Annotated in this window: 16 protein-coding genes and 2 tRNA genes; 12 read left to right on the top strand and 6 right to left on the bottom strand. The window is 35.8% G+C overall.

Going from position 1 to position 23916, the window contains the following annotated elements; translation table 11 throughout:
• Window positions 1-41 precede the first annotated feature (41 nt).
• Window positions 42-1592, bottom strand: coding sequence for a RagB/SusD family nutrient uptake outer membrane protein (locus HN014_RS05300; protein ID WP_176027846.1), 1551 nt, complete (start codon window positions 1590-1592; stop codon window positions 42-44).
• Between the two features lie 11 nt (window positions 1593-1603).
• Window positions 1604-4669: a SusC/RagA family TonB-linked outer membrane protein gene (locus HN014_RS05295; protein ID WP_176027845.1), complete on the bottom strand. Its 3066-nt coding sequence runs from the start codon at window positions 4667-4669 to the stop codon at window positions 1604-1606.
• Between the two features lie 453 nt (window positions 4670-5122).
• On the opposite strand from HN014_RS05295, the gene HN014_RS05290 reads away from it, so the two are divergent.
• The 5 genes from HN014_RS05290 to HN014_RS05270 all read left to right on the top strand — a co-directional run bounded on the left by HN014_RS05290 (window position 5123) and on the right by HN014_RS05270 (window position 10202).
• Window positions 5123-5941, top strand: a complete 819-nt coding sequence (locus HN014_RS05290; protein ID WP_254884106.1) for a sensor histidine kinase — start codon at window positions 5123-5125, stop codon at window positions 5939-5941.
• Window positions 5938-6660, top strand: a complete 723-nt coding sequence (locus HN014_RS05285; protein WP_176027843.1) for a LytTR family DNA-binding domain-containing protein — start codon at window positions 5938-5940, stop codon at window positions 6658-6660. The genes HN014_RS05290 and HN014_RS05285 overlap by 4 nt, the downstream gene beginning before the upstream one ends.
• A 6-nt stretch (window positions 6661-6666) precedes the next feature.
• On the top strand, window positions 6667-8475 hold the full coding sequence (locus HN014_RS05280) for a sodium:solute symporter family protein (RefSeq protein ID WP_176027842.1): 1809 nt from the start codon (window positions 6667-6669) through the stop codon (window positions 8473-8475).
• 3 nt (window positions 8476-8478) lie between these two features.
• The gene (locus HN014_RS05275; RefSeq protein ID WP_176027841.1) at window positions 8479-9576 is read left to right on the top strand and encodes an acyltransferase family protein; all 1098 of its coding nucleotides are present in this window, start codon (window positions 8479-8481) and stop codon (window positions 9574-9576) included.
• 110 nt (window positions 9577-9686) lie between these two features.
• Entirely contained in the window at window positions 9687-10202 is a 516-nt protein-coding gene (locus tag HN014_RS05270; RefSeq protein ID WP_176027840.1) for an NUDIX domain-containing protein, read from the top strand.
• Here HN014_RS05270 and HN014_RS05265 read toward each other — a convergent pair whose 3' ends face one another.
• Window positions 10203-10871: an SCO family protein gene (locus tag HN014_RS05265; RefSeq protein ID WP_176027839.1), complete on the bottom strand. Its 669-nt coding sequence runs from the start codon at window positions 10869-10871 to the stop codon at window positions 10203-10205. It lies immediately after the preceding gene.
• Window positions 10872-11031: 160 nt separating this feature from the next.
• Between HN014_RS05265 and rseP the strand changes: the two genes are divergently transcribed.
• Both rseP and HN014_RS05255 read left to right on the top strand, forming a co-directional pair.
• Entirely contained in the window at window positions 11032-12354 is a 1323-nt protein-coding gene (rseP, locus tag HN014_RS05260) for an RIP metalloprotease RseP (protein WP_176027838.1), read from the top strand.
• Between the two features lie 104 nt (window positions 12355-12458).
• Window positions 12459-12532, top strand: a tRNA-Asn gene (locus HN014_RS05255).
• 462 nt (window positions 12533-12994) lie between these two features.
• Here the strand turns inward: HN014_RS05255 and HN014_RS05250 are convergent.
• Window positions 12995-13076 (bottom strand) — tRNA-Leu (locus tag HN014_RS05250).
• A 232-nt stretch (window positions 13077-13308) separates the two neighbouring features.
• Here HN014_RS05250 and HN014_RS05245 point away from each other — a divergent pair.
• The 5 genes from HN014_RS05245 (at window position 13309) to HN014_RS05225 (ending at window position 21263) form a co-directional block, all read left to right on the top strand.
• Complete coding sequence (locus HN014_RS05245) at window positions 13309-14697, top strand: dipeptidase (protein WP_176027837.1); 1389 nt, start codon at window positions 13309-13311, stop codon at window positions 14695-14697.
• A gap of 193 nt (window positions 14698-14890) precedes the next feature.
• On the top strand, window positions 14891-18004 hold the full coding sequence (locus HN014_RS05240) for a M43 family zinc metalloprotease (RefSeq protein WP_176027836.1): 3114 nt from the start codon (window positions 14891-14893) through the stop codon (window positions 18002-18004).
• A 119-nt stretch (window positions 18005-18123) separates the two neighbouring features.
• Window positions 18124-18495 carry a BlaI/MecI/CopY family transcriptional regulator gene (locus HN014_RS05235; protein WP_176027835.1) on the top strand — a complete coding sequence of 124 codons (372 nt, stop codon included), beginning with the start codon at window positions 18124-18126 and terminating at the stop codon, window positions 18493-18495.
• Complete coding sequence (locus tag HN014_RS05230) at window positions 18492-19835, top strand: M56 family metallopeptidase (protein ID WP_176027834.1); 1344 nt, start codon at window positions 18492-18494, stop codon at window positions 19833-19835. Before HN014_RS05235 ends, HN014_RS05230 begins: the two co-directional genes overlap by 4 nt.
• Before the next feature lie 327 nt (window positions 19836-20162).
• On the top strand, window positions 20163-21263 hold the full coding sequence (locus HN014_RS05225; protein WP_176027833.1) for a DUF4407 domain-containing protein: 1101 nt from the start codon (window positions 20163-20165) through the stop codon (window positions 21261-21263).
• A 125-nt stretch (window positions 21264-21388) separates the two neighbouring features.
• On the opposite strand, the gene HN014_RS05220 is transcribed toward HN014_RS05225, so the two are convergent.
• Both HN014_RS05220 and HN014_RS05215 read right to left on the bottom strand, forming a co-directional pair.
• Entirely contained in the window at window positions 21389-22615 is a 1227-nt protein-coding gene (locus tag HN014_RS05220) for a Xaa-Pro peptidase family protein (RefSeq protein ID WP_176027832.1), read from the bottom strand.
• A 43-nt stretch (window positions 22616-22658) separates the two neighbouring features.
• On the bottom strand, window positions 22659-23903 hold the full coding sequence (locus HN014_RS05215; RefSeq protein WP_176027831.1) for an FAD-binding oxidoreductase: 1245 nt from the start codon (window positions 23901-23903) through the stop codon (window positions 22659-22661).
• Between the last annotated feature and the right edge of the window lie 13 nt (window positions 23904-23916).

Genomic DNA, 23916 nt, shown 5'->3' with positions numbered 1-23916 from the left:
AGATAAGCAATATGCTTATCTCTTTTTCTAAACAAATTAACTTAAAAATTACCTCCAGCGATATCCCACCAGAGTCTGGTACCTCCAGTATCAGGACCGCCTAACAGAGATACTGCTTTTTCTACCTCGGCAGAATTTGCTACTTTATCAGAGTCAGCAAATTTTAAGCGACGTATTTGGATATCTGTATCGATTTCTCCATTACTCTTGTTGTTTACAACAGGGAATAATTTTGGATATCCTGTTCTTCTAAACTCACTCCATGCTTCCTGTCCGTCAGGGAACATAGCAATCCATTTTTGAGTTATGATTTTTTCTAATTTTACTTCATTACTAGCAGCGGCGTCCCAAGCAATAGTTACATTACTAACTGCCCCAGTATTATGAGCTGCTTCTACAGGATCAGTATAATCAGCAGCAACTTTTGTATTATCAGATGCATAAGAAGCATCAGCTACTCCATGCTGATCAAAAGAAGTGGCAATTCCAGCTTCGTAGTTGGCTTGAGCATCTCCAGCTCCAGCCCATCCTCTTAATGCTGCTTCTGCTTTTAAGAAATGTACTTCAGATGCCGTCATTAATTGAATAAGAGTTGTTCTGATAATACTTTCACCTATGTTAGAGAAAGGTTGATATTTTGGTTTGTCTGCATTAATACCAATTCTGATTCCTTTGTATTCACCAGGTGATACTTCTGATTCTTCAAAATACTTTTCTAATCTTGGATCTTCATATCCAGTAAGAATAGATTCCATAGAAGCTCCCATTCTGATATCGTTCCAGGAAGCAGCTATCGTAGCTAATGGATGTTCAACTTTACCATCTACTAAGAAGTTGTTCGTATTGTTATCAATCAATCCACCACTATGTGCTAACGACTTTTCTCCTTCTGTTTGCGCTTTGCTTGGATTTACTTTTGAGATTCGAATTGCTAATCTAAGACGTAAAGAGTTTGCGAATTGAACCCATTTATCTATGTCTCCTCCATAAGCTTGATCAGTAGCAGCAAATGTTCCGGGAACATCTGGCAAGCTGCTATCAGATAATGTAGTTATAGCGTAATCCAGTTCTTCAAAAAATGTGTTATAAACAGTCTCTTGAGAATCATAATAACCTACTAGTGGGTTTTCTCCAAATCTAGAATATACGATAGGTCCGTATATGTCAGTAACTCTGTGCATCGCTTCAACTTTTAATATCAAAGAAAGCGCATATAGTTTAGGATTTGTTTCTTTACTAATTCCTTCTATCGTGAATGCATTGAGCATGATATTAGAATAAGCAACATTCCAAGGGAAGTTGTTCCAACCATCTACTAATGCATAGGTCATATTATTAATGTTACTGGCAAAACCAGTTGGAGGCATCATGTATCCGGAATAAACATCCCCGTTAAGGTTTTGCTGTAATTGTGTACTCCAGGCAGGTTGATTTTGATAAATATTATTGAACATACCCGCAAAGAAATCAGTCGCTTCTAATTGATTCTTTGGGATTGTAGTGTCATTGGTGTTTATATCTTCGAAGTTATCTGTACAGGCGAAGATTAAGAACAGTAATGCAATACCTGATATTTTATATATACTTTTCATATTTCAAAAAGTTAAAATGTTAATTGTAAGTTGAATCCTAAGCTTCTGGTAGTAGGTTGAGAAAAGAGATCGATTCCTTGAAGACCTTCTCCAGTACTTGCAGATATGTTCGGATCGAACGGAGCATCTTTGTGGAAAAAGAATAGGTTTCTTCCTATCACAGAAAAGTTCGCGCTTTTTATGAATAAACTTTCAGGTAATTTAAATCTGTACCCTAAAGATAATTCTGCTAATCTAATGTTTGTAGCGTCATATACATATTCACCGGTAAACCCTTGTCTTCCTCCTACTGCAGTATAATATGCCTGAGGATCAACAGTACCTGTAAAAGGAGTACCGTCTTCGTTTACAAAACTTCCAGCTACAGCTCCAGCATTTCTAGCATCAGCAGTTCTTTGAGATAGCCCTCGCTCATCAAGGTATCCTTCAGTGATACTCAATACTTCTCCTCCAAATCTAGCATCTACTAATACATTTAAAGTAATGTTTTTGTATTCAAAGCTGTTGTTCCATCCTAATGTCCAGTCTGGATTTGCATTTCCAACTAAGTTGATTCCTCCATTTACAGGAGTGCCATCCGCTGCTAGGACAATATTTCCATTGGCGTCTCTTTCAGTTGTTTGTGCGTATATATCTCCAAAAGATCCACCTTCTTTAATAATATATCTATAGTTGATGTTAGAAGGTACTGCATCTGTTAGGATTACTTCGTCTTGATCTGGAGCTAACTCAGATCTAAGTTCTTTTACTTTATTGTCATTTACCGCATAGTTAAGGATACTATTCCACTCAAAGTTATCATTTCTGATAATAGATGCATTAATAGAAACTTCAAGTCCTTGGTTTTGTATGTTCCCTGCATTAATGAATGTCTGTGTAAGTCCCTGTCCAGAAGTTGGAGTTGAAATAGGGATAATCTGATCATTCGTATTTGTTTGGTAATAAGTAGCATTAAAACCTAATCTGTTGTCTATAAATTTAGCTTCTAAACCAAATTCCGTTGATTTTTGAAGTTCTGGTTTTAATGGAACCACAGAAGTAATAGACTGGATGAATGCTCCTTGTCCAAATGGAGCAGAGAATTGTGGTTGAGAAACAAAAGCAGGTAAATCGTTTCCTACTTCTGCATATGAAGCTCTAACCTTAGCATAGCTAATCGCTTCTGGTAATTCGAATGCTTCAGAAAGTATTGTTGTAATACCTACGGAAGGGTAAAAGAATGAATTGTTATCAGTATTTGATAATGTAGATGTCCAGTCATTTCTTGCCGTTAGGTCAAGATAAATCATTTCTTTAAACCCTAATGTTGTACTGGCGAAAACAGATTGTTGTTCTCTTTTTCCTGCTAATGTTTGTGCTAATGTAAAAGAATTAGCAAAATTAGAGTCAAAATTCTGAACGATAAATTGATTAGGAACTCGTAAACCTCCGTTTACTCCAGAGTCTAAATTTAACCCTTCTCCAATTTTAGAGTTTGTAATACTGGTACCGATATTAGCAGAAAGGTTCCAGTCTTCTCCAAAGTCTTTGTTAATAGTAGCTATTAAATCAGCATATAACTGAGTATCTTCAGTTTCTCTATAAATAAATCTTCCTGTTGCAGGAGCTAGAGTCGCTTCTGTAGTAGCGTATAATCTTTTCTCGAACTTATTGATTGTTCTGTCATAACTCCCTCTTGTTTGGAATGATAACCAATCATTAACTTTAAATTGTAATGATAATGCAGTAATTAACTTTTGGTTTAAGTCATCACTTTGGTTTCTGTTGATGATCCAATATGGATTTTGTTGAATATCTTCTTGGAAAATCCAGTTTTGTTGTGGGTGAATGTTTCCTGGAACAAAAGTTTCATAAGTGTTTTCGTAATTACTGAAACTATCTCCGCCTACTCTTGGATATAGGTAAAGACCTGTTAACGGGTTGAAATAAAGTCCATTTACTGGCTTGTTATCTATAGATTGAGTAGATAAAGTGATATTTGCATTGGCAGTTAGTCTGTCGTCAAATAGTTTAGCTGTCTCTCTAAAGTTTAAACTGTGTCTCTTTAGTTTATGAGAAGGAGTAATTCCTGATCCAGAAGTATTAGCATATGAGAAATATGTTTGAGCTTTCTCTGTTCCTCCTGAAATAGATACCGAGTTTATAGCGGTAACCCCTGTGTTAAAGAAGTCTTCTACATGATCGTCAGAAGCTCCTTTTCCGCCGTTCCAAGCATTGTTTTCTCCTGCAGCTCCAAGATATTCTGTTTGGAATTCAGGAAGGCTAGCAGCATTTTCAAATGTCAAATTCGAAGAATAAGTAACTTTAAAAGATCCTTCTTTTCCTTTCTTAGTAGTAATCAAAATAACACCATTTGCTCCCTGGCTACCATATAATGCAGAAGCAGAAGCACCTTTTAATACCGTCATGCTTTCGATATCATCTGGGTTTAAAAGAGATAATGCATCTCCACCATCACGGTTACCTCCACCAAAATCTCCAAATGCATTATTTGGTTGGTAAGAACTGTTGTTAGATAATGGAATACCATCTATAACGTACAAAGGTTGATTTGTTCTGGTAGAAGAATTACCCCTTAATGTAACCTTTACAGATCCTCCAAGTCCTGAAGAACTTCTGTTAACAGTTAAACCAGATACTTTACCTGATAAACTGTTGATCGGGTTGGCATCTTTAACTTTGGTTAATTCATCTGATTTTAAGTCTTGTGCAGCATAGGTAAGAGATTTTCTGCTCTTTTTAATACCTAAGGCTGTTACAACCACTTCGCTTAATTGATCGGCATCTTCCTCTAACTGAACATTGATAACCGTTTCGCTACCAACTGTTCTTTCTACTGCTCTCATCCCTAAATAAGAGAATTGTAGAACAGCTCCCTGAGGTGCGCTGATAGAATACTTACCGTCAAAATCAGTCTGAGAACCGGTAGAGGTTCCTGCGACAATGATATTAACTCCTGGTAAAGGCAAACCATCACTCATACTGGTAACTGTTCCGGAGATTTGAACATCCTGTCCAAATATCCCCAAGATGGAGAATAAGGAAAGGCCGATGAAAGTAAAAAATTTTTGTTTCATGTCTTATGGATTGTTAATTGATTGCCACAAAATAAACTTTTGAATTCATGAAAAAATTTTTTTTATATGTACAACATGTTTTTTACAACGAACGACATATATTCTCATATAATGTGGTTTTTCAGTAAAATGGGATTTTTAATTTTTTTGTTTTTTCTTTTAATTAATTATACATTTTGACGGTTTTTGCCGTAAAAAAATTACATATAAGTCATTTTTATTGATATTTATACATTGAGGGGAAGCGGAATACAGTTAACGATTAAGAAGAAGTACCATCTTTACTTTTGGACGGTTTATTTTTTGTTCAATTTTTTGAGATGGGGGAGCTATTTTAATGATTATTGGTACTCATTAAAGTCAAATCTAGTAGAGTTCCCACTACACATTATTATAGTGTACTTTAATATATATTATTTAGTTCCTAAGTATATCTTGAAAAAGAAATATGCTATGTATATAGCATTCTTATTAATGGCTTTAGGGATTCATTATCTGGTTCGGTCGGGTCTGAATTATTGGTTGGTTACTGAAAACATCTGGCCAGAAGTACAGGGTCGACATGATGCATTTGGATTTAATCATATCATTGCAGTAGTTCTGGGAGAACTGTATGTTATTGGTCTGACTTCTTCGATTAAGTTTACAGCAGACTTTCTTTATGAAAGAAACCAAAATCAACGATTAAAAGCACTACAATATAAAACAGAGCTCAAATATTTGAGAGCACAGATTCAGCCACACTTTTTCTTTAATACCCTGAACAATATTTACGCGTTGACAATGCAGAAATCTTCAGAAGCTTCAGATGTTGTTTTGAAATTGTCTGACATAATGAAATACATTATCTATGATGCAAGTAAGAAAAGTGTTTCACTTCTTCAGGAAATTAATTATATAGATAACTATATAGAACTTGAAAAAGTACGGTTTGGATATAAAGTAACATCAGAAATTAGTATTACAGGGAATGTAGATGAAGTTCAGGTACCTCCCTTGTTATTTTTGCCATTTATTGAAAATTCGTTTAAACATGGATTGTATTCTGGCTCTGATATGAATTTAACAGTTTCTTTTGAAAAAAATAAAGAAGAACTGGTTTTTGTTTCTAAAAATACATTTGATGAGGAGACCGTTCCTAAATCAAAAGGAGGAATAGGGCTAAAAAATATTGAAAGAAGGCTTCAACTACTATACGATAAGGATTATGTTTTGTACATTGCTGTTGAGAATAACGAATTTATTGTTGTCCTTAAAATCCCTGTACAATGACGGTAAAATGTATAATAGTTGATGATGAGCCTTTGGCCATAAATGTGATAGAGTCTTATTTAGAAGAGTTTAAAAATATTGAAGTATGCGGAGTGTATGAAAGTGCTATTGAGGCACTTCCTGCTATGGAAAGTGGTGATATTGATGTTGTTTTTTTAGATATTAATATGCCCAGAATGAGCGGCTTGGAATTCTTGAAAAGTTTACAAGAATATCCAATGATTATCATTACTACTGCATATAAAGAACACGCATTAGAGAGTTATGAGCTAGAGGTGTTAGATTATTTGGTAAAGCCAATTCCTTTTAGTCGTTTTCTGAAATCGATTAATAAACTAATGGCGAGGCTTCTTTCTGAAAAGAATGTAAGACTTACCTCAGATGATGATCCTCATATATTCTTGAAAGTAGAACGTAAATTAATGAAGATATATCTCAGAGATATTCTCTTTATAGAAAGTCTGAAAGACTATATAAAAGTTTGTACGGAAGATGGAAGTTATGTTTCGCATAAGTCCTTGTCGAGTATTAGCGAAGAACTACCGTCAGAAAACTTTGTGAGAATACATAAGTCCTATACTATAGCTATAGATAAGGTAAAGTGTATAGAAGGGAATTTAATTGAGATAGGAAGTAAAAAAATACCCATGGGGAGAAATTATGCAACCCATGCGAAACAACGAATATTAAAAAACGAAGGAAATTTATTTAAAGAGTAATACATTATGAAACTTAGTATTTTAGACTATGGTATAATAGTCACATTTTTATTATCCGTATTGTTAATAGGGGTAGTGGTATCAAAAAGGTCCGGTAAAAATTCATCTGAATATTTCTTATCCGGGCGTAGTATGCCTTGGTGGTTACTAGGTTTCTCTATGGTGGCAACAACTTTCTCTACAGACACCCCGAATTTGGTGACCAATCTGGTGAGAAAAAATGGAGTGGCAGGAAACTGGGAATGGTGGGCCTTTTTATTAACAGGGTTATTGACGGTTTTTGTATATGCTAAGCTCTGGAGGCGTTCTAATGTTAATACAGATATGGAATTTTATGAGCTGAGATATTCAGGAAAGCCAGCTCGTTTTTTAAGAGGGTTTCGTTCTATATATTTAGGAGTGATTTTTAATGTACTTGCTATGGCAGGGGTTACTTTGGCAGCAATTAAGATTGGTGGAATTATGTTTGGATTGCCTCCTTTGCACACAGTAGGATATGCAGCATTGATAACAGTAGTGTTTAGTGCGATTGGCGGTTTTAAAGGAGTTGTGTATTCTGATTTTTTACTATTCTTTGTGGCAATGGCAGGGTCAATAGGAGCTGCTTATTATTGTGTTAACCTTCCAGAGGTGAATGGTTTGGATGGTCTGATTACACACCCTAATGTAGTTGATAAAATATCATTGCTTCCTAGTTGGAGTAATAAAGAAATGATTATTAGTTTGCTGGTAATTCCGTTGGCAGTCCAGTGGTGGAGTTCATGGTATCCAGGGGCAGAACCTGGAGGAGGGGGTTACATAGCACAACGCATGTTAGCAGCAAAAGATGAAAGCCACGCGATTGGAGCAACCTTCTTTTTTAATATTATGCATTACGCATTACGTCCTTGGCCATGGATTATTGTAGCGTTAACATCATTAGTTTTGTATCCGGATTTAGCAAGCATAAAAGAAGCCTTTCCTGATGTTACAAATGATAAGCTAGGGCATGACTTAGCGTATTCGGCGATGCTTACCAAGTTGCCCTCAGGGTTATTAGGAGTGGTGGTAGCATCTTTAGTGGCAGCTTATATGTCCACGATATCTACACATTTGAATTGGGGAGCATCTTATGTAGTAAATGATGTGTATAAGCAGTTTGTTAAGAAGGATGCCTCAGAAAAAGAGCTAGTAAATGTAGGTAGGATTTCTACAGTATTATTAATGGCAATAAGTGCAGTTATTGCTTTGTTATTGACAGATGCGGTTCAGTTGTTTAAGTATATTTTAATGTTTGGGGCAGGAACTGGTCTGATATTTTTATTACGATGGTTCTGGTGGCGTATCAATGCATGGAGTGAGATTTCTGCCATGTTTTCTTCAGGGATTATTTCGATTATAATTAATATAGAAGTAGTAAAAAATTCTATGTTTGGAGATGCCGGGATTTTTCCAAGCTGGGGACAGATTCCTTTTGTGGTGGTTGTAACAACTATTATATGGTTGTTGGCTACTTTTCTAACAAAGCCTGATGAAGATAAGACCCTGTTTAATTTTTATAAAAAAATACAACCTGGAGGACCTGGTTGGGATAAGATACTTCAGAGAGCAAATGAAGAAGGAATAGATATAGTAGATAAAGAGGAAAAATGGGCGGTTCCATTAGGAATTGGAGCAATGCTTCTTGGTTGTGTATTAGTCTATGGAGCGTTATTTGCTACAGGAAACCTTATCTATGGAAAATATACAGATGCAATTATTTTTATAGTTGTGACACTGGTATCTGGAGGGTTACTTGTAAAAGTGTGGAATAAGATGAAAAATAATTTTTTGTAATTCATGACATTAAAAAATAGAATACAATCCGTTGACTTTTTACGTGGGTTAACGATAGTGGTCATGATATTAGTAAATACCCCAGGAGACTGGGGTTTTGTTTATAAACCTTTATTGCATGCAAAATGGAATGGTTTGACAATAGCAGATTTTGTCTTTCCTTTCTTTTTGTACATAGTAGGTATTTCTATTTCTTTTGTATACAAAGCCAAAACACCTGATAAAACAATTTATAAAAAGATAGCGATAAGGAGTCTTAAGTTGATTGGATTGGGACTGTTTCTTAATGCCTTTTTGCCATATATTCCTTTTGTAGAATCATGGGAGAAAATGAGAATCCCTGGAGTTCTTCAACGAATAGGGATTGTTTTTTTTGTGACCTCGGTATTATATCTTAATATGAGTAAGAAAGGATTGATGATATTGACGGCAGGAATTCTCGTAGGGTATTGGATATGGTTGGGATATATTCCTTTTCCTGGAGGAGATACTCCTACCTTGGAAAGAGCAGCTAATAATTGGGCAAATTACTTAGACTTACAGCTTTTGGGAACTCATATGTGGAAACCTGATTACGATCCGGAAGGGATAATAAGTACAATTCCTTCAATTGCTTCTGCGCTTACAGGGGTTTTTATAGGAGAAGTGTTAACGAGTTCAATGCTTCGAAAACATTTAAGATTATTAGGGTTAGGAAGCTTGTTGTTGGGAATTGGTTATATATGGAGCCTTGTTTTTCCTCTGAATAAGGCATTATGGAGTAGTAGTTTTGTTTTGGTTACTTCAGGATATGCTACACTTATTTTAGCGTTGATTTATTACCTTACGGATTATAAAGAGATTTCTTTAGGGAATATGTTTACCTATGTTGGTTCTAATGCTATTGTGCTCTATTTTTCGTCTATGTTTATCTCCAAAACGTTTTATCTGATATCAGTAGGAGAAAAGTATACGATTCATAGTTGGCTGTATGAGACTGTTTTTGTATACGAAGGGTTGAGTAAGGAATTCTCGTCGTTATTGTATGCATTAGTTGTTATTGTCTTTTATGTTGTTGTGGCTTATGTGTTGTATCGAAAGCGGATTTTTATTAAAGTTTAATCAATACGCATTATATCATTTTAACTTTTTTTAAGTACAGAGGATAAGAATAAGATATAAGTAATAATGCTATCTTGCGCATAAGAAGTGTAATTGCTAAGTAAGGATGCATGAGAGAAGTGTATAAATTTTGCCCTAGCTGTCAAAGCCCGTTAGAAGTATTTGAAGAAAAGTATTTAGCGTGTTCCAGTGATCACTGTAACTTCGTGCATTATGGTAATCCAACTCCGGTAGTCGCTGCAATAGTAGAATATGAAGAAAGACAGATTTTATTAGCTCATAATACGCAGTGGCCAGAGGATTGGTATGCATTGATTACTGGTTTTTTAGAGAGGAATGAGCACCCTGATGAGGCAGTGCTTAGAGAGGTTCAGGAAGAATTAGGGGTAATGGGAGAATTAGTTTCTTTTGTTGGGCATTATCCGTTTTATAGAATGAATCAAATACTGCTAGTGTATCATGTTAGGGTCAGTGGAAAGATCAATCTTAATGAAGAGTTGGATGATTATAAAATCATTCCTTTTTCAGAAGTGACGTATTGGCCTGCCGGGACTGGTTATGCGGTAAGAGATTTTTTGATATCAAAAGGAGAAACGCCAGTAGAAGTTCCGTTCTCCGGGATGTAATCACTGTTCTTTTTTTAGGATTTCAATATCGTCCAAAAGCCGATCAATTTCTTCCTCATCTGTTCCGTCATAAAAACCACGAATTCTTTTTTTGGTGTCTACTAAAATAAAATTTTCTGTATGGATCATATCATAAGGACCTCCATCTCCATTAGATTTGGCTGCCAGATACGATTTTCTGGCTAGATTATAAATCTGCTTTTTGTCACCAGTAACCAGGTTCCATTTGGTGTCATTGACCCCTTTTCTTTTAGCATATCGCTTTAATTGGGCAACAGTATCAATATCAGGGGTAACTGTATGAGATAGTAATAAGACAGAAGCGTCATTCATGAGTTCGTCCTGAATTTTTTTCATATGTCCTGTCATAACTGGACAAATGGATTGACAGGTGGTAAAAAAGAAATCTGCTACATATATTTTATTATCATATTCTTTTTCTGTAATGGTTTTTCCATTTTGATTGGTAAGGGAAAAAGGAGCGATTTTATGATACTTTCTGATGTGTTGTACGGTGCTGTCTACTAATTCCGTGTTGACCATCTCTGGTTCGTAAATAGGTAAAACCGGTGTAGGCTTTAGAATAGAATAAATAATAGAAATGATAATTGCAGAAAGTACCAAAAGAACAATTCCAAAAAACTTATATCTGGAAAAAAAACGAAGCATATGAGTAATTTAATACTGCAAAATTACGAGGAATGTTTTATTAGTACGACCAGTTTTTGCTAAAAAATCATTAAAAGATTCGTTCCACTCTTTAGATTTCTTTCATAAGCAGTACTAAAAGGTTACTTTTGCGTGATTTAAATTTTGAACATAGACCGATATGAGTCCATTTTTTGTAAAAGCAATACAATTATTGTTAAGCTTATCTTTTCTTATTATCCTGCATGAATTGGGGCATTTTATCCCAGCAAAACTGTTTAAGACCAGGGTGGAAAAATTCTATTTGTTTTTTGATGTTAAGTTCTCTTTGTTTAAGAAAAAAATAGGAGAAACAGTATACGGAATCGGGTGGTTGCCACTTGGAGGGTATGTAAAGATTGCAGGAATGATTGATGAGAGTATGGATAAGGAACAAATGGCGGGTCCTCCACAACCATGGGAGTTTAGATCAAAACCAGCTTGGCAACGACTAATTATTATGTTAGGAGGAGTCACAGTGAATATTATTCTTGGTTTTCTTATTTATATGGCGATTGTTTTTACCTGGGGGAGTAATTATGTAGGAGTAGCAGATATGCCTAAAGGGTTTAAGGTAGCAGAATCGTTTAAAGAATATGGATTTCAGGATGGAGATCGTATTCTGAAGACAAATGGAGAGAAGTTGGAAGATATGACTCGAATTAATGCATACCTGTTTATGAGAGATGTAAAGACAGTTGAAGTGTTGCATCAAAATGGAGAAATGGAAACGATTACGATACCTGATGATATTGGTAAAAAAATGTTTGAAACAGGAGTGTTGACTCCTTTTTCGCCAATAGGAGATGCTAAGATAGATTTAGTTCAGGAAGGTTCAGGGGCAGATAAGGCAGGATTAGAGGTAGGAGATATTATTACAGGTACAAATGGAGCTCCTGTAGCATATATGAGCGATTATTTTGAAGCCAGGGCTAAAGATAGTATTAAAACAACCCCCATAACTCTTACATATAAAAGAGAAGGGATTGAAAAAACAGCAACCATTACCCCGGATGAAGAAGGGATAATAGGAATTTCTTTTGGAAGAGATTATGAAGTGCAGAAGAAGGCTTATTCGCTAGGAGAAAGTATTAGTCAGGGATTCGAATTGGGATATTGGACACTACACGATTATATAGCACAGTTTAAATATGTGTTTACTAAAAAAGGAGCAACTCAGGTAGGAGGTTTTGCGGCAATAGGAAATTTATTCCCTGAAGCCTGGAACTGGAAAGCTTTCTGGGGGACAACAGCTTTTATTTCTATTATTTTGGCATTTATGAATATTCTGCCTATTCCTGCATTGGATGGAGGGCATGTTATGTTTTTATTGTATGAGATGATTACAGGGAGAAAACCGAATGATAAATTTATGGAATATGCGCAATTGGTTGGTTTTGTGTTGTTAATCGCGTTGCTGTTATTCGCTAATGGAAATGATATCTATCGAGCAATTTTTAAATAAGAACTTTTTTTAAAAAAAATAGTAAAAATGTTTTTTACAATTCAAAAAAGGTTCTATATTTGCACTCGCAAAACGGAAATACATTAGCGGATTGCAAATGAAATTCCTCCTTAGCTCAGTTGGTTAGAGCATCTGACTGTTAATCAGAGGGTCCTTGGTTCGAGCCCAAGAGGGGGAGCAAAAAAAGACTTACAATTCAATTGTAAGTCTTTTTTGTTTTTATAGGTTTTTTAAAAAAGGAATACATCGAAAAATAATTTTTGATAAGGAGGAAGAGTGAGATGGAAGATTGGTATTATTTAGGTGTTTTTTTAAGGAAAAGTTTAAAAGGTCAAAGATGTTCTTTTTAGCGTATTTAATGGCTTTTTTTAGTTGTTGAAATAGAATGTCTGGTCTGTTTTTTCTTGTAAGGTATTTAGTGAAGGGAAGATTGATATTGTTGTTGTTTAGAACTGTCTTTTCGTTGTGCTGGATTGTTGATTAGAGGAAGTAGGGTCGAGTGTGATCGGTTTTAAACTTATGTGCGATTAGCGAAAGTTAGAAAGAGGGTGATAAAGAGATTATGGTTTTTTTTGTGTAGGGCAGATTGATTGTTATATTGAAATAAAAAAAGCTGACTAAATAGTCAGCTTTTGTCTTGTGCGGGCGGAGAGACTCGAACTCTCACACCTCGCGGCACTAGATCCTAAGTCTAGCGTGTCTACCAATTCCACCACGCCCGCAATAAATATCGCTTAGCAAATAAAAACATTTGTAAAAGCGAGTGCAAATATAAGTAATACTTCATGATCTCAAAGGATTTTGAAAACTTTTTTTGAAAAAAATAAATCTTTTTTAAGACGGTACTGATAATGAGTGTGCTATGGGAGTAAAAAAAATGAGTATAAGAAGGTTTTTGTCTAGTATCCGGAATAAATCATTTTTAGTACTTTTAGAAAAAAAATAAATAGGCAAATGCAAAATATAAAATCCTACGTAGGAGAACATAAAGACCGCTTTATTAATGAACTGATGGAGCTATTAAGAATCCCGTCAGTAAGTGCGGATTCAGCTTTTGAAAAAGATGTAATCAGAACTGCAGAAGCGGTTAAAAAAAGCTTGGAGAAAGCAGGTTGTGATAAGGTAGAATTGTGTGAAACTCCTGGATACCCTATTGTATATGGGGAGAAAATAATAGATCCGGCATTGCCAACCGTACTTGTGTATGGGCATTATGATGTGCAACCGGCAGATCCGATAGAATTATGGGATAGTCCCCCGTTTGAGCCTGTAGTAAAAAAGACAGCGATTCATCCCGAAGGAGCTATTTTTGGTCGTGGGTCATGTGATGATAAAGGACAGATGTATATGCATGTCAAAGCTCTGGAATTTATGACAGAAACTGGACAGTTACCTTGTAATGTTAAGTTTATGATCGAAGGAGAAGAAGAAGTAGGGAGTAAGAGCCTGGGATGGTTTGTAGAGAGAAACCAGGAGAAATTAAGTAATGACGTGATTTTGATTAGTGATACGGGGATGATTGCTAATGATGTTCCTTCTATTACCACTGGATTGCGAGGATTAAGTTATGTAGAAGTAGAGGTAACCGGACCGAATAGAGATTTACATAGTGGATTGTACGGAGGAGCAGTAGCAAACCCGATTAATATTCTGACCAAAATGATTGCATCATTACACGATGAAAATAATCGTATTACAATTCCGGGATTCTATGATAAGGTAGAAGAATTATCAACAGAAGAGAGAGCAGAGATGGCAAAAGCTCCTTTCTCATTAGATGCGTATAAGAAGTCATTAGATATTAAGGCTGTATACGGAGAAGAAGGATATACGACTAATGAACGTAATTCAATCCGTCCGACATTAGATGTGAATGGAATTTGGGGAGGATATACAGGAGAAGGAGCAAAAACTGTTATCGCTAGTAAGGCATATGCTAAGATTTCGATGCGATTAGTTCCGAATCAGGATTGGGAAGAAATTACCCAGCTGTTCAAGGATCACTTTGAGAAGATTGCTCCAGAAGCAGTTACTGTAAAAGTAACTCCACACCATGGAGGACAAGGGTATGTTACTCCTATTGATAATATAGGATATCAGGCAGCCAGTAATGCTTATAAAGATACTTTTGGAGTAGCTCCAATTCCTCAGCGAGGAGGAGGAAGTATTCCAATAGTAGCATTGTTTGAAAAAGAACTAAAGAGTAAAACCATCTTAATGGGGTTTGGATTGGATAGTGATGCTATTCATTCCCCGAATGAGCATTTTGGAGTCTTTAATTATCTGAGGGGAATTGAAACAATTCCATTGTTCTATAAGTATTTTACAGCGCTAAGTAAATAATAAAGTAATAAAATAATGTAGAAAAGCACCTTGATTATCAAGGTGCTTTTTTGTTTTGTAAGAGAAACCAGCCGTAAGTATTTTTTAGAATAAAGAGAGGTAGAATAGTATATACTTTGGTTATTATATAGTTATCAGATTGTTGTGATTTGAATTTACTTTGAAATAACTAATAACATAAACTCAATTTATTATGAAAATTCGAATTGCTGTACTAACAATTTTAGTATTGTATATACCCATTATATGTCTGGGACAACAGACATCTGTCGATGCTAGAAAATGTAAGTCAAGTGAGGTAAATGCAGTAGCTTTTTCTCAAAATCCTACTGCGCAATCAGAGTATGATGCCTTTAATAAAAAAACAAAGGGACTTGTGCAAGAAGGAATTGGTCTCCAAAAAAGGGGCATGACCTATACCATTCCTGTAGTAGTCCATGTGTATGGGAAAATACAACATGGGAAAACAGTAGATTATAACACAATTCACGGAGCTTTAGAAGCATTAAATAAAGATTTTAATGGGCTTAATGATGACTTCAATAGTATAGATCCGGTATTTGATGGAAGAAAATCCACATTGAATATTCGATTTGCATTAGCAAAAATTGATCCTAATGGAGGAAGTACCAATGGAGTAATTATACATCCAGAAGCATCAGGAATGGGAAATTATGGCAGCCCGATTGTGGCAGCAGATGGTTGGGATAACTATAAGTATATGAATGTGTACATTACTGGCGACTTATATGGAGATGGAGCTTCTAATAACTCAGGGGTCGCCTGGTATCCAAATACTAGTATGTCGGATCAGAATATTGCTAGAGTTGTGTATAACGGACAATATCTGCACGGCAATACAAATAAAGAATTTGCATCTGTGTTTACTCATGAATTTGGACATTGGTTAAATCTGATCCATACATTTGAAGGGGGGTGTAATGACCCAAATGGGGATTATGTTAGTGATACGCCAACAGAGGATTCCAATTCTGGAGATAAGGGATGTACTATAGGAGCCAGTGAATGCGGAAATCTAATTAACTATGAAAATTACATGGGATATGATTCAGCATCTGGCTGTGCTAAGATGTTTACGATCGGACAAGTAAATAGAATGTTAGCGGCTTTAGAGCACCCATCGAGAAGACCGTTATGGCAACCAGCGAATTTAATAGCAACAGGAGTGGATCTTAAAGGGGCATCGTTGGTTGCTTCTAATAATACTGTAGAAGAAGCAGTGTCTAATAATGGATCGTTAGCAGAAGTGTATTATGATATTGAAATACAAGGAGGGAGTTTTTCATTATCTTCGGGAGCACTTGTAGAGGGGACTCATTTTTCATCAATAGCTCCGCAGGGAATCACTACGTCTATTTCTGTAATCACGAATCAAAAATTACGAGTCAGATATAGCGGAAAAGCCAGTAAACATACAAGTCTTGATAACCTGAAGGGAAATATCACCCTGAAGGATGCGATTATTTCTGGAGGAGTAAGTATTTTGAATTCAGCCAAGGTATCATTTGATTTCATGTTCTATGATCCTTTCGAGGTAGTGTATGTGGATAATCCTGATTATACTGCGAATGCAAGCACTACATGGACTTATTTTGTTTTACAAGGGGCAGAAACAAATAATTATGGAACTTTTTTTGAGAATAATGCTTTAAAATTAGAAACGTATACAAAAGCATTGATTTGTCTTCCGGGAAGTCTATATCCCGAACCATTAGTTTCTGGTGCTATGATTGACTCTAAAAATAACTGGGTGAATGGGGGAGCATATCCGGATTTACATGTCATTCGAAATGCTAACTATACCCAATGGGATGGTAAAACAGCGTATATAGGGTTTCAATTTGAGTTATATTCAGGAAAAACAAACTATGGATGGTTTCGGGTACGGGTAAATGCCGATGGCACATCATATACTTTATTAGACTATGCGTATAGTACGGAACCCTTTGGGGGAATTAAAGCAGGAAGTAAAGTAAGAGATGTCGCAACTCCTTCTTGTAATGATGGGATACAAAATGGAGATGAAACAGGAATTGATTGTGGAGGGTCTTGTTCTCCATGTTCTACTACACCGTATTGCATAGCAGGAAATCAAGGAACTAATTATATCAGTAATGTTACTTTTGGAGAGATTAATAATACAAGTGGTAATAGTACATATTCTGATTTTACAGCTATTGCAACCACGATTGTTCAGGGAGAGGCAGAAAGGTTGACAGTAACTCCTTATTATAGTACTCCTAATTGGGGAGCAAATGTAGTTGGAGGATGGATTGACTGGAATCAGGACGGAGATTTTACAGATCCGGGAGAAGAGGTCTTAATGAAGCCAAGAGGAGCAGGAATCGGACTGGCAGAAGTAATTGTACCTACCACCGCTAAGTTGGGAAAGACAAGGTTACGCATTCGGTATCATTGGTGGGATGCACCTACTCCATGCAATACGACAGGAGGAGATGAAGCCGAAGATTATAGTGTTATTGTTGTAGAGGCAAGTACAGCAACATGTACAGATGGTATTCAGAATGGAGATGAAACAGGAATTGATTGTGGTGGGTTGTATTGTGAACCTTGTAATACTACAGGAAATATTGTTTTCGTAGATATTAATGATATTGTGGTGAATACTACTTCAAATTGGGAATTTTTTAGAATAGAAATAGGGGATAACAGAGATTATGGGGCTTGGGTTTCAGGAGGAGAACTATCATTAGTTACTTATAACAAAGATATTGTATGTGAAACAGGGACTAATTATGTGAGCTTTCTGGGAGAAGGTATCGATATAGGAAAGGCTAGTAATTTTACACCTGAGAATCATAGTTATACGATCTCTTCTTCGTCATATGATACCTGGAAAGGCAAATCCGGATATGTTGGGTTTACTTTTAGTATCAATGGGGAGGTACATTATGGATGGTTCTATCTCACAGTGGCAATTGATGGATTGTCATATACAATAAAAGAGTATGCATATAATTCTATTGCAGGGGCGCCAATACGTACAGGAAGGAATTATACGGCAATAAACGAAAGCTGTGGGTTAGAGATGCATGCATATCCTAATCCCTATACAAAATACGCAACAATAGATCTATCTAAGTTACAGAAAGCTCCCGTAGAAATATGTGTGTATGATATGTATGGAAAACAGATTAATAGACAATTTTATAAAGCAAGTCCAACTAAATTTGTGTTGGGAGAGAAAACAAAAACGAGTGGCTATTATATAGTTAAGATCCATTCGAAAAGCAGATCGGAAGTTTTTATGATTGTTAAAAAATAATCTTTTTTCGAATTGAATTTTTATATAAAAGTAGCCCGCCTTTCTTAAAAGTGGGCTATTTTTTTGTAAAGTATTATTTTTGTTCTACATTTGTAGAGTTAATTCTAATAATGTAGAGCATGAAGTTGTCAAAAACAGAAGAACAATTGATGAAATATTTATGGAAGTTAGAGAAAGCTTTTATGAAAGATTTATTAGAAGAATATCCAGAGCCTAAACCAGCAACGACTACAGTAGCTACTTTGCTAAAGAGGATGGCTGATAAAGGTTTTGTAGCATATACTTTATATGGAAAATCAAGAGAATATTACCCCCTGGTTGAAAAAACAACCTACTTCTCTACACATGTGAATAGTTTGATCAAGAATTTTTTTAATAATTCAGCTTCCCAATTCGCTTCTTTCTTTACCTCGGAGACAAATTTATCCACTGCCGAATTAGAAGAATTGCGAAAAATTGTAGATCAAGAAATCGAAAAAAAGAAGAAATGATACTATATGTTTTAAAATCAACTCTATGCTTGTTACTCTTTTGGGGGTTTTATATGTTATTTCTGGAAAAGGAAAAAATACATAGATACAAGCGTTGGTATTTACTCGTTACTATTTTTATAGCATATATTATTCCGTTAATTACCATATCATATACCGTATCAGATGTGGAAACGACTCAATTAATTCAGGAGACTCCTGTTGGAGAAACCAAAGTAGAAGAAGAAGGATATCAGGAAGGAACAGAGGAATTAGTTAGGCTATTGATTTGGAGTATATATATTGTAGGAGTATTGATATTTGGAACTCGGTGTATTCGAAATTTATGGCACTTACAACAACAAATCCGGCATAGTGAAAAAAGGAATGATAGCACTTTTATTAGCGTATTAGTGGACAGAAAGATCCTTCCTTTTACCTTTTTGAGATACGTCTTTTTTTCGAAAGAAGCCTATGTAAATCAGGAAATTCCAAAAGAAATTATACTTCATGAAGAAACTCATGTAAGACAACGACATACCGTAGATATTCTGTTTGTAGAAATGTTTCAAGTTATTTTTTGGTTCAATCCATTATGGTTTTGGGTCAAAAGAGCGATGAAACTAAATCATGAATTTCTGGCAGATCAGGCTGTCATTGACCGACAGACATCTGTACAGGAATATCAACAATTGCTCATTAACTATCCGATCAGTTTTAATCACACTGCGATAATGAGCGAAATCAATTATTCATTAACAAAAAAACGATTACAAATGATGAAAACTTCATTTTCAAAAAGAAGAGCGGTCTTACGGCTGCTAATGATGATTCCAATTATGGGGATTAGTATGACATTGTTTAATTATCAGGAGACCATTGCTTCTGACCCTTTTGCTCCAGTAGTAAAACAGGGGAAAAAAACACTCCATTCTGAAGAGTTGCAAGGCGTGACAGCAGAAATGATTGCTCGTTATAACAAATGGGCAGAAAATATCAGAAAAGCACAGGAAAAAGGAAGACGAGTGATTATAAAGTCAGAGGAGTTGAAAGAAATGCGAAGAATTTATGGACAAATGAGCGAAGAACAAAAGAGACAAGCAGTTCCTTTTCCTGATGTTCCCCCTCCACCTCCGCCACCACTTGTTCGAAAAGGAGAAGTTACTGCAAAGATGGTGAGTAGCTTTAATAGATGGGCAAAGAAAATTAATAAAAGGATTGAAGAGAGACAAAGAATAATCTTAAAGGAGAAAGAAACAAATTATATGAAGATGATATATAATGCAATGACGAAGGAGCAAAAGGAGAAATCAGAGGCGTTTCCAAATATTCCTCCTCCACCCCCTCCACCAAAAATCTAATCAATAGAATTATAGAATAACCAATGCGGTATAAAAAGTGTTTGAATACTCAAACACTTTTTTGCGTTTTACAAGCTCAGATATCGGTTTTATGATATTTGTTTTTTCCATAATAGAAACAATCATATTTGTAGTTGATAGGTGGATTGAATGTAGAATCGGTTTTTAAAAAAATATAAGAAAGTGAGAAAAGATATCCTCTCTAAAGAAATATAGATACTATTTATATACATAGAACAAGAAGAACAGTATAGAGTTATAAACAATGTGTAACATTTTACTTACAATCAACGTTCTATATATACATTCAATCAAAAAACCTCAATCATGCTAAAACGATTTTTTATTTTATGCGCTGGCGCAGACGAAAAAATATTATCAGAGTGTTCTCACGGAGAGCAAAACAAATATGTCGGGATTGGAGCCACAGTTTTCTTTACCGCAGTCATGGCATTTATAGCAGCAGCCTATGCACTATATACTGTATTTGATACATACCTTACAGCAATCTTTTTTGGATTAATTTGGGGGTTACTTATTTTTAATCTAGATCGATTTATCGTATCTACTATTAAGAAAAAAGACCGGTTTATACGAGAGTTTTTACAAGCTGTTCCCAGGCTTATTTTAGCTGTTATTATTGCAATTGTTATTTCCAAACCATTAGAATTAAAAATATTTGAAAAGGAAATTGACAGAGTATTGTTAGAGCAAAAAAATGACTATACCTTATCAAATAAAGAACAGATACAAACTCAATATACCCCTCAGGTAGAAGCGTTGAATGAAGAAATAAAAGCATTAACGACAACTGTAGAAACCAAAGAAGCAGCAGTCAATGCATTATATGATACTTATATTGCAGAAGCTGAAGGAAGAAAAGGGACTAAAAAGATAGGCAAAGGACCGGTTTATAAAGAAAAAAGAGAAAAACATGATGCTGCTCTTGCGGCGTTGAAAGAACTGAAAACAACCACAGCAGCCAGGATAAAAACACTGGAAGAAAAAAAAGAAGCATTGGCAGTAGAATATCAGGAAGTAGTTGCTGCTTCTCAACCGGTTATTGATAATTTTGACGGGCTTATGGCTCGTATTGAAGCATTAGGGAAACTTCCTTGGTTCCCTTCGTTTTTTATTTTTTTACTCTTTTTAGCTATAGAAACTGCTCCTATTTTTGCAAAATTGATTAGTGCCCGTGGGGAATACGACTATCGAATAGAAGATAGGGAACAGGAAGTGAAATCATGGGTGGATCAGAAGAAAAACCAACGTACTGTTTTGGTAGCGACGGATCATACAATTAATGATAAAGTGTATCAGGATATTGCGGAAGAAGAAGAACTCTATGCATATAAGAAAAAAATAACAAGAGACCTGATGAAGAAACAGCAGGATGCTTTTTATAAAAAGCAAACAGGAATTTTATAGTTATGTTGGTTTATGAGCAGAAAGAAGCTCCTCTTTTTCTTTTAAAAAAAGAATGTTTTAATCGATATTAGAAATTAAAATTTTTCTGGGTTAGGTCTAAAATTAACTTTATGTAAGAAAGTTGACTATTCCTGCAATGCTAGCCCAAAGGGATCATCAATAGAATGTGCAGGTTTAGTAAACCATTTAGGACCGTCTTCAGTCATGTATATATGATCTTCTAAGCGAACACCAAATTTGTAAGGAACACAAATCATAGGTTCATTACTAAAACACATTCCAGGTGTTAATATGCTGTCTTCATGTCTAGCAATATATGGCCATTCGTGTATATCCAAACCAATGCCATGCCCGGTTCGGTGTGGTAATCCAGGTAATTTGTAGTCAGGTCCTAGTTTGTTTTTCTCGAGATGCTTTCTCACAGCAATATCGATATGAGAACAGGGATGCCCTAATTGTGCTGCATGAAAAGCGACCAATTGTGCTTCTTTTTCCAGATTCCATATTTTTCGTTGTTCATCACTAATAGTTCCATAGACATAAGTTCGTGTAATATCTGAAATGTAGTTATTCAAAATACAACCGGTGTCGATCAGAACAGTATCGTTTTCTTCCAGATTTTTAGGAGCTTTTACCCCATGCGGAAAAGAAGAATCTACCCCGAATAGAACAATGCAAAAATAAGAACCGGAAGCAATGCCATATCGTTTGTGTGCTTCATTAATGAAGTCTGTAACTTCCTGACTACTGATCCCTGGTTTTAATATACTTGCAGCAGCTTTCTGAACTTTCATAGTGATGTCCATAGCTGCCTGTATAATAGCAATCTCAGCAGGGGATTTTGTCATTCTGCATCCTGCGGTAATCACTTTGGCACTCATAAGTTGATAAGAGGACTGTAATTGAATAAATCCATCAATGACAAAAAAGGGAGTTGTTTCATCCATAGCGATTTTTCCTTCGGAGTATCCTTTTTTTTGCAAGATTTTCAATGATAATTCATATGGATTTTCATGTTCTTCCCAGCAATGCACAGTTCCCCGAATCATCATGAAATCCATAATTGTTCCTTTTTCGAAGCGAGGACCTATATAATGGAGACTTCCATCAGGGAATAAAAATGCTCCCATTAATCGTTCACTAGGGGACCATCGCATACCTGTAAAGTAATACAGATTGGTTCCTGCGTGTAGATAAAGGACGGGAACCTGATGCTTTTTCATAAGGAGGCAAGCCTTCTGTATTCTATCCTGGAACTCTTCTTTCTGGATAGAGGGGACAAGATGTGCGCTTGGTTGTATGGCATTTAATTCAATTTCTATGGTAGATCCACCGATTCCTAATGCATTCATAATGGTATACTAAAAAGAATTTGTTTTTGTTTTATTGATTTTTTCAAAAAGAGCGATCTGGATGATAAACAGACAGATCCAAAGATGTTTTTTGACCGGAAATAATCTCAGATACAAGTTTTCCGGTTGCAGGTCCCATACTCCATCCCATCATTGCATGCCCTGTGGCGATAGTCAGATTTGAACACTTTTCGGATTTTCCTATGTAGGCCATACCGTCAGGGGAAACAGGGCGTAGTCCACAAGAAGCTTTGGCAGTTTCTTCTGGCATTAGCTGAATCTCCGGATAGTACCTATTGGCAGCATTAGCAATAGTCTGTACCCGTATTGGATTAATATCGTGATTAATTCCTGCGATCTCCATAGTACCTGCAAAACGAGTAAACCCTTGCATAGGGGTCACAGCGACCTTTGCCTCGCATAAAATAGCAGGCATGTTTATTCCTAGATTTCTTGTCGAGTTAATAGAATATCCTTTGCCTCCTTCCAACAAAATTTTTAATCCCAGTTTCTTACTCAGCAGGTGAGACCAGGATCCTGCTGCTAATACATATTCATCTGCTTTGTAGGATTGTCGGGAAGTGACTACAGAAGAGATAGACTCTTTATTAGTAATGATATCAGTAACTTTTTCATTCAATAGAAAATCGACTCCTACATTGGTTAGGTAGGTTCTCATCTCTTCCATAAATGTTTGTGGTGTTGTATGTCCATCGCATCGATATAACAATGCACCTAGTGCAGCAATTGATATTTCGGGTTCGATGTTCTTTATCTCTTCAAGTGACAGTGATGTTACCGGAAGCCCTTCTTCCCTCGCAATAGCTGCCATACGTGTTTCCTCTTCCAGAACCTTTTCTGTTTGACAAAGCATGAGTAACCCTTTTTTTTCCAGATGAAAATTAAACTGTTCATCTGCTTTTATGTCAGAGTATAATTCGCTGCTAAAGAGGTTGATGTCTTTAATGGCTGTGACGTTTTTGGAGACATTTTTTTGTGTGCAGGACTTATTAAAAGCCCAAGCCCATTGTATGAAATCTTTTTGCATCCTGGGTTTGATAAATAGAGGACTGGTAGGATTAAACATCCATTTAATTCCTTTTTTCATTACTCCAGGAGCTGCCAATGGGATAATGTGGCTGGGGGTAAGATATCCGGCATTGACATATGACGCTCCGGTAGTAGCTGATGATTGATCAATAATGGTTACCTGATGTCCTTCTTTATGCAAGTAATAAGCACTACACAACCCTATAATTCCTCCTCCTATAATGATACAGTGTTTCAATTTTTTTGATTTA

The organism is Aquimarina sp. TRL1, assembly GCF_013365535.1.
GTDB classification, from domain to species: Bacteria; Bacteroidota; Bacteroidia; order Flavobacteriales; family Flavobacteriaceae; genus Aquimarina; species Aquimarina hainanensis.
Note: the sequence above shows the minus strand (reverse complement) of the source record. Positions and strands in the feature narration are given on the sequence as shown.